Genomic DNA, 12,978 nt, shown 5'->3' on the forward strand with positions numbered 1-12,978 from the left:
GCTATACACTTCAGATGGGCAAGACAGACATGCAGCAATTCATCGGGTTCCTGACGGATCGGGGGTCGAAATACGCGGTCTCGGGTGGGCCGGTTGGCAGCCGCGCAGATGTGAAAGCGTTTCTGAAGACCCTCACGCGTGATAAACGCTATGCCAAAGCCACACATAATACATGGGCGGCGATCCTGCCCGACGAGGGCGGCGTGAAAGGCGATGATGGCGAGGCTGGCGCGGGGATGGTCATCCTGCGCATGTTGGAACGCGAGGGCGTCACTGGCCACATTATCGTCGTAACGCGCTGGTTCGGGGGGACCAAACTGGGTGGCGATCGGTTCCGCCGCGTGCAGGACGCGGTAGAGCACTATCTTGAACACGCGACGCTGACGGGGGACGCATGCTGAAAGCTTTGTGGCAACGGTTCTGGCTAAGATGCATCTGGTCCTGGGCCGGATGGCGCGCCGCATGGCGAACCGAGCCGTCCCTTTGGCAATGGACCATTGTCTGCGTGATCTCGTGTTCCGCGGCGTTGTGGATGGATTTGACCCGCGGTGAAACCGCGTTGCTTTTGGCGCTAAGCCTGCTGGTTGTGGCGTCAGAGCTGATCAACACGGCGATTGAGCGCACCGTCGATCTGGTGACCCGCGAACAGCACGATCTTGCGCGCGAAGCTAAAGATACGGCCAGCGCCTTTGTCGCGCTGACTGCACTTGCTGGCGGTGTTGCGTGGGCGGCGGTTCTGTTCGGCTGATCAGACCTGACCGTTCCCGGACTCTTCTTCCAGATGCAGCTTCATGTCGATCAGTACATGCTGAAGCGCCAGCGTTTCGCGCAGCAGACGCTTGGCTTCGTTGATCGTGATGATCCCGTCTTCAATCGACTGCTGGTATTCCGCCATCAGCATCGCAAACCGCTGAGACAGCGCAATCACATCGCTGTTCACGCCGCCCTCGGGCGAATTCTTGCGTTCTGCATCATAGGAAATGGTGATCCCTTGAAGCTCGGCCAATGCGCTGGTCACATGGGGATAGCGCGAAGCCTCTTCCAATGCGGCGACCGCGTCGATGGGCATGAAGCGGTCCGCATGTTCTTCGCTGTCTGAATAATATCGGCCCAGAGTGGCCTTAGACTTTCCGGTGGCCGCACAGGCTGCTTCCAGCCCGACATCCTTCACCAGCGCCTCGGTGTGTTTCTTCAGATAGCTTCCAACGCGCGCCATACTCAAACCCCCTTGTCTTCCCCGCATACGTGTGGGGAATTTCATATCTCTTTTCCCATTATTTTCCCCCTAAGGGAATGCCCTAATTGAAGAGTAACGAGTGACTGTTGCTGTTTGCGAGTGACCAATTTCGTTGACGAGTGCCCGATACATGGTGTGTCGGAAGGAAAATGCCTGCGGCTGCAATTCCGTAGGGTGCAGGTGAGGGGGCTGCACGAGAGAGCGAGGCTTGATGTGTTTAACCAGTGCGACGGTTGTATCCATCCCGGGGCGTTTGCCCATCGGCCGTATGTTGTTTTCGTGCTCGCTTTCTCCTTTTTGTGCCGCAAAATTCTGTTGCTGAACCTGCAAAATATCGCAAAACGAACGGTTGAACCCGACGGGCTGGCCGCGTAATTCAAGGGCATGGCAAAGCTCTATTTTCACTATTCGACCATGAACGCAGGGAAATCGACCCTGCTTTTGCAAGCCAGTCACAACTATCGTGAACGGGGCATGCAGACCTATCTGATCACCGCGCAGTTCGACAATCGAGCGGGCGATGCGCGGATTGGCAGTCGAATTGGTATCGGCGCCGAGGCAGACACGTTTGCCGAGGGCGAAGATCTGTTCCAGAAGATCGAGGCCCGGCTTGCAGAAGGCCCATGTACCTGCGTGTTTATTGACGAGGCGCAATTCCTAAGCGGCGATCAGGTCTGGCAGTTGGCCCGCGTGGTGGATGATTTGGGTGTGCCGATCATGTGCTATGGGTTGCGCTTAGATTTTCAGGGAAAGCTGTTTCCGGGATCTGCTGCGCTGTTGGCGCTGGCAGATGAAATGCGCGAGGTGCGCACGATTTGCCACTGCGGGAAGAAAGCCACAATGGTGGTGCGTCAAGACGATCAGGGTCGCGTGCTGACGGATGGCGATCAGGTGCAGATCGGCGGGAACGAGACCTATGTCTCGCTCTGCCGCCGGCACTGGCGCGAAGCGATGGGCGATCTGTAACCGCGCTTAGGGGCGTGTTGGCTTGAAAACCAAGCTCGCTAGACGGAGGTTGGCAGCGGTTTTCCCTGCGCGAACGCGTCGATATTATCCATCGCAAGCATGCCCATATCGGTGCGTACTTCCAATGTGGCTGTGCCCAGATGGGGCAGCAAGGTTACGTCCTCGCGATCGGTAAGCGCTTTCGGCACTTCGGGTTCGAACTCATAGACATCCAATCCGGCACCGGTGATTTGCCCTTCTTCTAGCGCGGTGATCAGGGCGGCCTCGTCGACAATTTCACCTCGGGCGATGTTGATCAGGATCGCATGAGGCGGCATTGCATCGAACGTGGCTTTGTCAATCAAATGGCGTGTGCTTGGTCCGCCGGGAAGGGCCAGTACAAGAATGTCAGCGGCACGGGCGACGTCCTTGATGCTGGTAAGTTGTTGTGCGGGAAGGTCTGGCGATTTGGTCGAGCGGTTGTAGAACACAACGTTCATTCCAAAGCCGAAATGGCAGCGCATCGCGATGGCCTCGCCGATGCGTCCCATGCCGATGATGCCAACGGTTTTACCGGACACGTGCTGCCCAAGAAGCTGGGTGGGATGCCAGCCTTCCCATGCGCCGCTGCGCAGCATCCGCTCGCCTTCGCCCGCACGTCGGGCGGTCATCAGAATCAGGGTCATCGCCGTGTCTGCGGTTGCGTCGGTGACAGCGCCTGGGGTGTTTGTAACCAGAAGTCCGTGCGCCTTGGCAGCGTCCACATCGATATGGTTGTACCCGACCCCGAAATTCGCCAACAGACGTGCGCGGATCGGTCCAGCGCTATCAAAAATACTGGCTGAGTAGATGTCCCCCAATGTGGGCAGGACGATGTCATAGTCCCGCAGGCTTGCTGTCATTTCACGGGGAGTCATCGGGGTTGTGATCGACCGCACGGTGGTGTCATAGGCACCGCGAGCGCGGGCCAGAACAGCATCGGGAAGCGGGCGTGTGATGAACAGTTTCATCAGCACATCCGCGCGCCGTTGGGGACCGAGTGATCTGGGCCAAGAAGAACGACGCCGTCATCCGCGTCATGCAGACCCAGCACCAGAACCTCGCTGCGCATCGGGCCAATCTGGCGGGGTGGGAAGTTCACGACCGCAATCACAGCTTTCCCGACCAGCATGTCGGGGCTGTAATGCGCAGTGATCTGGGCCGAGCTTTTCTTCTCACCAATCTCGTCCCCGAAATCGACCCACAGTTTGATCGCCGGCTTACGGGCTTCTGGGAAGGGTTCGGCGCGGGTGATGGTGCCTTTGCGGATGTCGACTTTCATGAAGTCGTCAAAAGTAATCTCAGCCATTGGCAAGCTCCTTTGAACGGTCCGCAGCGGCTTTGACCGCGCGGGCGAGAAGATCGGGAAAACCCGTGGTTTCGTCCATCAGGACAGATAGGGCAGCGGCGGTGGTGCCGCCCGGACTGGTGACATTCACGCGCAACTGGGCGGGATCTTCGTCGGCCGCTTCCGCCAATGCGCCCGCTCCGCCCACCGTGGCTTTGGCCAGTTGCAGGGCCAGCGCTTCGGGCAGTCCCTGTCGGACCCCCGCTGCGGCGAGCGCCTCGATCAAATGAAAGACATAAGCGGGGCCGGATCCCGAGACCGCAGTGACGGCATCCATTTGGTGCTCACCTTCCAAGCGGACGACCTGTCCGACAGCGGACAAAAGCGCGGTGGCCAGCGACAGATGCGCGTCGGGTGCATGATCATTGCCGCAAATCGCGGTAATTCCGCGCCCGATGGCGGCGGGCGTATTGGGCATCGCGCGGATGATGGGGGTCTTGTCACCGAGCATGCCTTCATAGGCTGAAATCGGAGTGCCCGCCGCGACAGACAGAAACAGGGTCGTGCCATTACCAAGCGCTTTCAGCGACGGAAGCGCCCTGGCCATCATTTGCGGCTTCACGGCGATCAATACGATGGCGGGATTTTCGGGAATCTGCGTGTTCAGGTTCAGCCCGTCCAGCGATTTCAACCAATCTGACGGGTAGGGGTCATTTACCCAAACTGAACTGGTTGGCAGCCCGTCTGATAACCAGCCCTCTAACATGGCCGATCCCATCTTGCCGCAGCCCAACAGCACCAGTCCGCGCGATTTTACCTGATCCATCATGGTGACGTCCCATCCCGTGTCTATTTGACGTGCGAGATTAGAGCGCAGTGCGGGCGGTGCAAGCTGAAACCGCGCCCGAGCGTGGGGCGCGCGTGAGTATACGGTATTATGCGCGGCCGTAGGCTTCGGCGATGGCGACCTGAAGGGCGTCCTCGACGCTGCGATCTGTCCATGCGACCAGCTGGAATGCTGGATAGAACCGTTCCGAAGCCGATACGGCCGAGGCGATCAGCCGGTCGATTTGTTCAGGCGCTGCAAACTGTCCGCCTGTCAGAGGCAGGCCATAGCGCCAGACCATCAGGCGTTGTTCTTCCCAATAGGTGAAAGCACCGGTCCAGCACTGGTCGTTAATACGGTTCAGCGCGTCATATATCCGCGGCATGCTGTCTTCTGGCGGCTCCATTTCGAAGGTGCAGATCAGACGCAGGGTTTCGTCATAGGGCGACCAGGCCAATGTGATCGAATAGGTGCGCCACTGGCCTTCAACCGCCATGGCTATCTGGTCTTCGGCGACGCGGTCAAATTCCCATGCGTGATGTTCCGCGATGGTTTCTACGATGTCGATCGGGTGAAGATCTTCGCTTTCGATGTACTGCTCGGTTGCGGCCATGATATGCCCCCTTGGTTTCAGCATTCGCGGCGGGTTCGTGGCAGCGACCGTAAATGGCCACAAATGCTTGATGCCTGTACAAGGTTCGGCGTTCTTTGCGCCTTGCCTTACTAGATATGGTGTCACTCGCATTCCTCGCTGTAAAGTGAAACTTTGCCTGTTCAGCAAGTTGTCCACAGAAAACTTTTGTTTCTCCACAGGTTAACGGAATTTGGGTCGGGCGGCGGTTTCAGGCCGTATATAGGGCATGTGCTTGACCTTGCCGCGCAGAAACCCCAGTTTGGCGCAAATCTTACCCGTCAGGAGCCACAGTTGCCCAAGCGAACAGCCCCGTTTTCCCGTTTCGAATGGCAGATTGCGTGGCGATATCTCCGTGCACGGCGTGCCGAAGGTGGTGTCAGCACGATGACCTGGATCAGTTTGATCGGGATTACGCTTGCCGTAGCTGCCCTGATCATCACGCTGGCCGTGCGGACTGGTTTCCGCGATGAATTTGTCGACACGATCTTGGGTGCAAACGCCCATGTCGAGGTCTTTGCGCAAAGCCGGGTCACCGCCAATGGGGGGCTGGACCGGACCATTCAGAATTATGAAGACTGGGCCGATCGGATCATGACCGTCCCGGGCGTTGTGCGTGCAGCACCTTTGATCAAGGGTCAGATCATGGCCAATCGCGGGCAATATAATGCAGGGGTCGAGGTGTTCGGGATTTCCCAAGAGGACATCATGACCATTCCTCGTATTGCTGAACCCGAAAGCTCGGCTGGGGATCTGGCGGATTTTGAGCGCGGTATTTCGATCGGGTCGGGCGTGGCGGCTGAACTGAATGTCGGCATCGGTGACAAGATCAAGATCATCTCACCCAACGGGGTGAAGACCGCGTTTGGCACCAGCCCGCGCGTGAATGCCTATGAGGTGACGTATATCTTTACTGCGGGCCGCTGGGACATCGACCGCACCCGCGTTTATCTGCCCATCGCTGAAGCGCAGAGCTTTTTCAACCGCGAAGGGTTGGCCGATGAGATCGAGGTGATGGTGGATGATCCGGAAGGGATTGATGACCTTCTTCTTCCGATCATGGAGGCCGTCGAAGATCCAAGCGGGGTTTGGACGTGGCGCGATCGGTCGGGCGCATTCCTGCGGGCACTGGATATGGAGGATAACGTGATGTTCATCATCCTGTCCGTGCTGGTGCTGATTGCATCGATGAACATCACGTCCGGCCTGATCATGTTGGTGAAGAACAAGGGGCGCGATATTGGCATTTTGCGCACGATGGGTCTGACGGAAGGGTCCATCTTGCGTGTGTTTTTCTTGTGCGGATCACTGACGGGCGTGGTCGGTACGATTGCAGGCGTGATCCTTGGCTGCCTGTTTGCCTTGAACATCGACAGCGTATTTTCACTGGTGAATTACGTCTCGGGCGGCGGGGTGTGGGATCCGTCAATCCGTGGCATTTACCACCTGCCAGCCAAGCTGGAATTCTGGGATGTGGCGTCTGCTGTCGGCCTGTCGCTGACCTTGTCATTTGTTGTGACCCTATTCCCGGCGCGTAAAGCCGCACGGATGAACCCGGTGGAGGCACTGCGCTATGAGTGACACGGTTCTTAAACTCTCGGGTATCACGAAAACCTATAACGAAGGCACACCGGGCGAAATCCGCGTGCTGCGCGGCGCAGGTCTGTCGATTGCCAAGGGTGAGGTTGTTGCGCTGGTTGCACCTTCTGGCTCGGGCAAATCTACGCTTCTGCACATCGCCGGGCTGCTGGATATGGCGGATGCGGGCGAGGTTTCGATCAACGGGCAGAAGATGGATGCGCAGTCTGACCGGCGCCGCACTGCAACGCGTCGCAACGAGGTGGGCTTTGTCTATCAGTTCCACCACCTGCTGCCGGAGTTCACCGCGTTGGAAAACATCGTGCTGCCGCAGCTGGCGAACGGTGTCGGCGAACGTGCCGCGCGTGACCACGCGATGGAATTGATGGCCCGCGTTGGCGTTGATACCCGCGCCAGCCACCGCCCAGCAGAACTGTCTGGCGGCGAACAGCAGCGCGTGGCTTTTTGCCGGGCGCTTGCCAACCGTCCAGCGCTTTTGCTGGCGGACGAACCTACTGGGAACCTTGACCCGGACACGGCAGAAACCGTCTTTGCAGCCTTGATGGAACTTGTGCGCGACACCGGCCTGTCTGCCCTGATCGCCACGCATAACCTTGAGCTGGCCGCACGCATGGATCGCACCCTGCGCCTTGAGGGTGGCGAGATCCTCTGACCGCTCGCAACCCCTGACAATCGCGTGAGACCCAATTGCGCGGTTCGGCCCAATCGGCATTCTGACCGTGTAATTTGTTCAGCGGAGAATCCGATGCGCGTTCTGACCCCGATCCTTGCCTTGATCCTGTCCGCCAGTATGGCAACTGCGGGCCCCGTGAATTTCAACGCGTGGCGCACGCATTGGTTTGCGATCTTTTCGAAGGTTAAGTTTGTGCCATCTGGGGACGCAATGGCGGTCACAGCGGATGGCGCAGTGTCCATCACCTATGACAGGTTGGGCGAACAAGAGTGGGGCGCACGCAAGGCTAGCTGGCGCTGGTCCGTCGACAGCTCGGTTCCTGCGACAGATCTGCGCCGGAAGGGCGGAGATGACCGCAATCTTGCGCTTTACTTCGCGTTCCTGCCGAACGCCGAAGCCGAACGCCTGAAAGGCACAAACAGTCTGCGCAAGCTTCTGAACCACCCAGAAGGCCGCGTGCTGGCCTATGTCTGGGGTGGCAATCACCAACGCGGCGCGGTTCTGGGGTCGCCCTATCTGGGCAATCGTGGCAAAACCATCGTTCTTCGCGGGTCGGGTACGGGCCGTTATTCGGAAAGCGTAGACCTTGCCGCAGATTACCGCCGAGCCTTCGGGTCAGAGCCCGACGCGCTGGTTGCATTGGCCCTGTCTGCCGACAGTGACGATACGGATGCCATCATGCGCGGGCAGGTCAGCAATTTTAAATTGCAGTGACACGGGTTGCGCGTGCGCGTGGGCGTGATAGAATCACGCCAAAGCAAGACCTTATACGAGGCCCGCAGGGATAGCTTATGCACCGCGCCGTTCCCCTTTTTCTGATCGCACTGGCAGCTTGCCAGCCCGACGACATCTTCAACACGCAGGCCAAGCCTAAGGCAGAGGACGTCTCGGACTTGTCCGGGGCCGAGATCTATGCCGAAAACTGCGCGTCGTGCCATGGTGATGACGCCAAAGGCGGCGTCTATCCCAGCGCTCCGGACCTGACCAACCTGACCGCCAAACATGGTGGCGCGTTCCCAGCGCGTTTCGTCATGTCGACCATCGACGGCTATGCCAAAGGCACCCAACGCGGCCCCATGCCCGAGTTCGGANTGCCAAACATGGCGGCGCATTCCCGACACGTTTCGTCATGTCGACCATCGACGGCTATGCCAAAGGCACCCAACGCGGCCCCATGCCCGAGTTCGGCGCGCTTCTGGAAAGCGAGATGGAGGTCTGGGTGGACGAAAAAGGCGTGCAAACACCGACCCCGGCTGCGTTGATCCGGTTGGCGGAGTATTTGGAATCTGTGCAGGGGTAACCCGCGCATAGCCTAGCCCCAAACCGCAACCTCCCGCGGGCATGTTTTACGCAACAGAGGGCCACGCCCGACCCTGGGTGGGCGTCGTGGGTGTCTCAGTTTCTTTGGCCCTCACCACATCCGCAGCGTTTCGTTTAGCGATCCGTTGCAATACGCCCTCCCGGGGAGAGGGTCGGGCGTGGCCCGTGCTGTGCACGCGCCAACAACATTGATCTAAGAAGAAGTTTTTTGCTTTGAGGGGATGCTTGCCTCAAGGCGTTTTGCATCTGCGCCCAAGACAAAACGATCTCTAATCAGCGCTTCCAAGATTTCGATCATTGTAGAGAGCTCTTGGCGCTCAGGTTTCCATCCACGATGAGCGGCTGCGCTACCAGCATCGATTAATATCTGAAGCATACCCTTCTGCTTGCCACTGATGTATCCATTTCTACGCAGTGCTTCCAATTTCTCGGAAAACCCGAGTGATGGATCCACACCTAGCAGTTCCGAAACTCGGTCAAGCGCGGTTCTACACCCTATTGCGGCGAATATTGGCATGTCGTTTCGCGTGCAGTTGTAAATACCGTCAAGTAAGTCCGCGAGTGTCTCGTCCGCACGCCTCAACTCAAAACCCGCCCAACTTGGCGGTGTGGAGTCTTCAACTTGAGGCCAGAACTGGCTCCGGTAGTTCCAAATTAGCTCTTCGTCGCCCGTGTCTGGATCGTAGGCGTGAAAATAGTCTTCTGAACAACTACTGGACTGTGCAAAAAAGACAGTCTCACAGCCTCTGCATTGAAAAACGTAGTATTCCTCATGACCCGAGATAGCGGCATGGCCCTCTTCCCAATAGTCTAGTTGCTCATATCGCGTATCTACCTTTCGTGGCCCCCCACAGTTGGGACAGGGCGCACTTCGATTGTCTTTTTCGCCAAAAGCACCAGCGTACTTAGACATCCAACTCCTCCACGAACTTCGCGTTCTCCTGAATATACTGGAAACGAAGTTCGGGTTTTTTGCCCATCAGTTGCTCGACCAAGGCGGCGGTTTCGCCGGGTTCGTCCTCGTCAATTGTCACGCGGATCAGTTTGCGGGTCGCGGGATCCATGGTGGTTTCTTTCAGGTCTTTTGCGTCCATCTCGCCCAGACCTTTAAAGCGGCTGACGTCGATTTTGCCTTTGCCGCCCAGACCTTTTTCCAGCCACGCGTCACGCTCTGCCTCGTCCAGGCAATAGACACGGCGCGCGCCTTGTGTCAGGCGGAACAGGGGCGGGCAGGCCAGATACAGGTGGCCGCCGTCGATCAGCGGGCGCATCTGGGTGAAGAAGAATGTCATCAGAAGCGATGCGATATGCGCCCCGTCGACATCCGCATCGGTCATGATGATGATCTTGTCATAGCGCAGGTCATCCACATTGAACTTGGTGCCCGTGCCGACGCCCAATGCCTCGCAAAGGTCGCGGATTTCGGCATTGGTGCCGATCTTGTTCGAGGCAGCCCCCAGCACGTTCAGGATCTTACCCTTAAGCGGTAGCAGCGCCTGATTTTTACGGTTGCGCGCACCCTTGCCCGAGCCACCCGCAGAATCGCCCTCGACGATGAACAGTTCGGTGCCCGCGCGGTCCTTCGAGGTGCAGTCGGTCAGTTTGCCGGGCAGGCGCAGCTTTTTCGTGGCCGTTTTGCGGGCGGTTTCCTTTTCCAGACGGCGGCGCATGCGTTCTTCGGCACGCAGCACAAGGAAATCAAGGATCGCGCCGGCGGATTTCGTGTCGGCCGCCAGCCAGTTGTCAAAGTGATCGCGCACCGATTGTTCGACCATCTTATTGGCGGATTCAGTCGACAGGCGGTCCTTGGTCTGCCCCACAAAGGCCGGGTCCGAGATGAAGCAAGACACCAGCGCACAGCCGCCGGTCAGCAGGTCATCGCGGGTGATGTTCGCGGCCTTCTTGTTGCCCACAAGTTCGCCATGCGCCTTGATGCCTTTCAGGATCGCAGCCCAGAATCCGGTGACGTGCGTGCCGCCCTCGGGCGTGGGGACGGTGTTACAATAGGACTGGATGTAGCCATCGCGCGAGGGTGTCCAGTTGATCGCCCATTCGACATATCCCGGTTCGCCAAAGCGCTCTTGAAAGGTCACTTTTCCGGCAAAGGGTTGCTCGGCATAGATCGACGCACTGCCCAAGGTTTCTTTCAGGTAATCGGACAGGCCGCCGGGGAAATGGAAGGTGGCTTCGGTTGGGGTTTCGCCGTCTTCGATTGCGGATTTCCAACGAATCTCAACGCCAGAGAACAGGTAGGCTTTCGAGCGCACCATGGTGAACAGGCGTTTGGGCTTAAAGCGGTGCTTGCCGAAAATCTCTTCATCGACGTGGAAGGTGACTTCGGTTCCGCGTCGATTAGGGGCCGCGCCAATCTTTTCAAGTTTTCCCAAAGGTCGCCCGCGCGAGAACTCAAGCGAGAACAGCTCTTTGTTTTTGGCGACCTTCACAAGCAGCCGGTCAGAAAGGGCGTTCACGACCGTCGACCCAACCCCGTGCAAACCGCCGGATGTCTGATAGGCCTTGCCCGAGAATTTCCCGCCTGCGTGCAATTCGGTGAAGATCACCTCTAGTGCAGATTTGTCGGGAAACTTGGGGTGCGGATCAATCGGAATACCGCGACCATTATCCACAACGGTGAGCGAGTAATCTGCGTTCAGCGTGACCTCGATCCGGTTGGCAAAGCCAGCAACCGCTTCGTCCATCGAGTTGTCGATGATCTCGGCCGCCATGTGATGCAATGCGCGTTCGTCAGTGCCGCCGATATACATGCCAGGGCGCTTACGCACGGCTTCCATCCCGTCGAGATGCTCGATCGAGGAGGCGTCATAGTCATCGGGGCCTTGGTCGGCCAGAAGGTCGTTGCTCATGTATTCGGTCGCCTTGAACGCTGCTCGGATTTTGTTTTGTCTGGGCATTATGTCAGAGCCACCGGGAAGGGGGAAGACCGCGCTTTCCATTCGGGTGGATTTGGATAGGCTGGGCGCGACGAATGGGGGGCCACGCCATGGCAACACAGCCTTTAGAGCCCAAAGATTGGGAAGACCTGCGCCGGGATCTGCATGGGCTTTTGGATCGTTGCGTGGATCAAATGCGCGATGCCGAGGATCATCCGTGGCAAACGCCACCACCTGATCTGGCAGATCGTTACGCGATTGGATCCGGAGGAGACGTCGTCGCACGGGTGATGGATCAGGTGCTGCCGTACCACGGCGGAAATACGCATCCGAAATTTTGGGGGTGGGTGCAGGGCAGCGGGCTGGCGTCGGATCTGGTGGCCGGAATTGCAGCGGCTGTGATGAATACCAATGGCGGTGGCAGGCATCACGGCATTAATGAAATGGAACGCGCCGTCATTGATTGGACCCGCCGCAAGATGGGGTTCGACGATGGGGCCAGCGGGGTTTTGGTGGCCGGAACATCGCAAGCCACAGTGATCGCGTTGCAAACCGCGCGTGTGCGGTGTTGCCCGGATGCGCGGACGGATGGAGGCAATACTGGTCTGACCGTCTATGCGGCCGAAGGGGTTCACAATGCCACCCGTAAGGCGGTCGAGCTGCTGGGGCTAGGGCATGAGCAGCTGAGATTGGTGCGGGCGAAAAACGGAACGATAGATCTGCACGCGCTTCAGCAGGCAATCGTGGCGGATCGTGCGTCGGGGTTGACGCCGATGGCGATTGTCGGAACAGCCGGCTCGGTCGACTTGGGCGGTTATGATGATCTGAACGGGCTGGCCGATCTGACTGCGGCCGAGGGGATTTGGCTGCATGTGGACGGCGCATTCGGGGCGTGGACCCGGTTGGCGGACAGCCCGTGGCGTGGGCTGACCGATGGGATCGAGCGTGCTGACAGCATCGCCTTGGATTTCCATAAGTGGATGTATGTGGGCTATGATTGCGGTCTTGCTCTGATTGCAGATCAGGCGGCCCACCGCGCCGCCTTTGCCGCGCGTCCCTCCTATCTGAAAGGGGCCGCGGAAGGTCTGGCGGGTGGTGAGCCGTGGTTTTGCGATTATGGTATCGACCTGTCGCGTGGCAATCGTGCGCTCAAAGTCTGGTGTGCGCTTGAAATGTTCGGGGAAGAGGCGTTCGCTGCCGCGATTACCCTTAACTGCAAACAGGCAGCTTTCATGGCTGATCAGGTTCAGGCGCGCGGGATGGCTTTGGCAGCACCCGTTGTATCAAACATCTGCGTCTTTACCGCTGCGCCGGATCTGCCCGCAGACCAGCAATCCGCCCTGAATGCGCAGATCGCGACGCATTTGCAACTTCACCACGCCACCGTCTTTTCGACCACGGATGTGAATGGCATCACCTGCCTGCGAGCCGCGATCACCAACCACCGCACCCGCGATCATCATGTTGAGCAAGCCATGCAGGCGGTCGTGGACACTGCGGGCATGCTGAGAGGGGTGATAGGCTGACGT

General features: G+C 58.5%; 16 protein-coding genes. 9 read left to right on the forward strand and 7 right to left on the reverse strand.

The features are described 5' to 3' along the window. Window positions 1-29 precede the first annotated feature (29 nt). Both FIL88_RS01685 and FIL88_RS01690 read left to right on the forward strand, forming a co-directional pair. Window positions 30-401, forward strand: coding sequence for a YigZ family protein (locus tag FIL88_RS01685; RefSeq protein WP_142852087.1), 372 nt, complete (start codon window positions 30-32; stop codon window positions 399-401). Next, on the forward strand, window positions 395-748 hold the full coding sequence (locus FIL88_RS01690; protein WP_142852088.1) for a diacylglycerol kinase: 354 nt from the start codon (window positions 395-397) through the stop codon (window positions 746-748). Before FIL88_RS01685 ends, FIL88_RS01690 begins: the two co-directional genes overlap by 7 nt. On the opposite strand, the gene FIL88_RS01695 is transcribed toward FIL88_RS01690, so the two are convergent. Further along, window positions 749-1,216 carry a hypothetical protein gene (locus tag FIL88_RS01695; protein ID WP_142852089.1) on the reverse strand — a complete coding sequence of 156 codons (468 nt, stop codon included), beginning with the start codon at window positions 1,214-1,216 and terminating at the stop codon, window positions 749-751. 120 nt (window positions 1,217-1,336) lie between these two features. Between FIL88_RS01695 and FIL88_RS16600 the strand changes: the two genes are divergently transcribed. Both FIL88_RS16600 and FIL88_RS01700 read left to right on the forward strand, forming a co-directional pair. Then, complete coding sequence (locus FIL88_RS16600) at window positions 1,337-1,612, forward strand: hypothetical protein (RefSeq protein WP_185960807.1); 276 nt, start codon at window positions 1,337-1,339, stop codon at window positions 1,610-1,612. 9 nt (window positions 1,613-1,621) lie between these two features. Continuing rightward, window positions 1,622-2,203 (forward strand): thymidine kinase, encoded by a 582-nt coding sequence (locus tag FIL88_RS01700; protein WP_142852090.1) that lies wholly within the window; start codon window positions 1,622-1,624, stop codon window positions 2,201-2,203. Window positions 2,204-2,241: 38 nt separating this feature from the next. On the opposite strand, the gene FIL88_RS01705 is transcribed toward FIL88_RS01700, so the two are convergent. From FIL88_RS01705 to FIL88_RS01720, 4 genes are all read right to left on the reverse strand, one after another. Continuing rightward, entirely contained in the window at window positions 2,242-3,192 is a 951-nt protein-coding gene (locus FIL88_RS01705) for a 2-hydroxyacid dehydrogenase (protein WP_142852091.1), read from the reverse strand. After that, window positions 3,192-3,530: a tRNA-binding protein gene (locus FIL88_RS01710; protein ID WP_142852092.1), complete on the reverse strand. Its 339-nt coding sequence runs from the start codon at window positions 3,528-3,530 to the stop codon at window positions 3,192-3,194. Before FIL88_RS01710 ends, FIL88_RS01705 begins: the two co-directional genes overlap by 1 nt. Continuing rightward, entirely contained in the window at window positions 3,523-4,338 is an 816-nt protein-coding gene (gene proC / locus FIL88_RS01715) for a pyrroline-5-carboxylate reductase (protein ID WP_407642309.1), read from the reverse strand. The genes FIL88_RS01710 and proC overlap by 8 nt, the downstream gene beginning before the upstream one ends. A gap of 106 nt (window positions 4,339-4,444) precedes the next feature. Then, complete coding sequence (locus FIL88_RS01720) at window positions 4,445-4,948, reverse strand: type III secretion system chaperone family protein (RefSeq protein ID WP_142852093.1); 504 nt, start codon at window positions 4,946-4,948, stop codon at window positions 4,445-4,447. 312 nt (window positions 4,949-5,260) lie between these two features. Between FIL88_RS01720 and FIL88_RS01725 the strand changes: the two genes are divergently transcribed. The 4 genes from FIL88_RS01725 to FIL88_RS16815 all read left to right on the forward strand — a co-directional run. Then, the gene (locus tag FIL88_RS01725) at window positions 5,261-6,547 is read left to right on the forward strand and encodes a lipoprotein-releasing ABC transporter permease subunit (protein ID WP_142852094.1); all 1,287 of its coding nucleotides are present in this window, start codon (window positions 5,261-5,263) and stop codon (window positions 6,545-6,547) included. Beyond that, window positions 6,540-7,217: an ABC transporter ATP-binding protein gene (locus FIL88_RS01730; RefSeq protein WP_142852095.1), complete on the forward strand. Its 678-nt coding sequence runs from the start codon at window positions 6,540-6,542 to the stop codon at window positions 7,215-7,217. Before FIL88_RS01725 ends, FIL88_RS01730 begins: the two co-directional genes overlap by 8 nt. Window positions 7,218-7,310: 93 nt before the next feature. Continuing rightward, window positions 7,311-7,952 (forward strand): DUF3047 domain-containing protein, encoded by a 642-nt coding sequence (locus FIL88_RS01735; protein ID WP_142852096.1) that lies wholly within the window; start codon window positions 7,311-7,313, stop codon window positions 7,950-7,952. A gap of 77 nt (window positions 7,953-8,029) precedes the next feature. Beyond that, the coding region (locus FIL88_RS16815; protein ID WP_221931113.1) for a c-type cytochrome at window positions 8,030-8,329 on the forward strand (300 nt) is incomplete at its 3' end. 422 nt (window positions 8,330-8,751) lie between these two features. On the opposite strand, the gene FIL88_RS01745 is transcribed toward FIL88_RS16815, so the two are convergent. After that, window positions 8,752-9,471, reverse strand: coding sequence for a DUF4145 domain-containing protein (locus FIL88_RS01745; protein ID WP_142852098.1), 720 nt, complete (start codon window positions 9,469-9,471; stop codon window positions 8,752-8,754). Beyond that, on the reverse strand, window positions 9,464-11,422 hold the full coding sequence (gene parE, locus FIL88_RS01750) for a DNA topoisomerase IV subunit B (RefSeq protein WP_142852099.1): 1,959 nt from the start codon (window positions 11,420-11,422) through the stop codon (window positions 9,464-9,466). Before parE ends, FIL88_RS01745 begins: the two co-directional genes overlap by 8 nt. A 137-nt stretch (window positions 11,423-11,559) precedes the next feature. Here parE and FIL88_RS01755 point away from each other — a divergent pair, with 137 nt between their 5' ends. After that, a complete protein-coding gene (locus FIL88_RS01755; protein WP_142852100.1) occupies window positions 11,560-12,975 on the forward strand; it encodes a pyridoxal phosphate-dependent decarboxylase family protein in 1,416 nt (471 codons plus the stop codon). Window positions 12,976-12,978 lie beyond the last annotated feature (3 nt).

Source organism: Aliiroseovarius halocynthiae (genome assembly GCF_007004645.1).
GTDB classification, from domain to species: domain Bacteria; phylum Pseudomonadota; class Alphaproteobacteria; order Rhodobacterales; family Rhodobacteraceae; genus Aliiroseovarius; species Aliiroseovarius halocynthiae.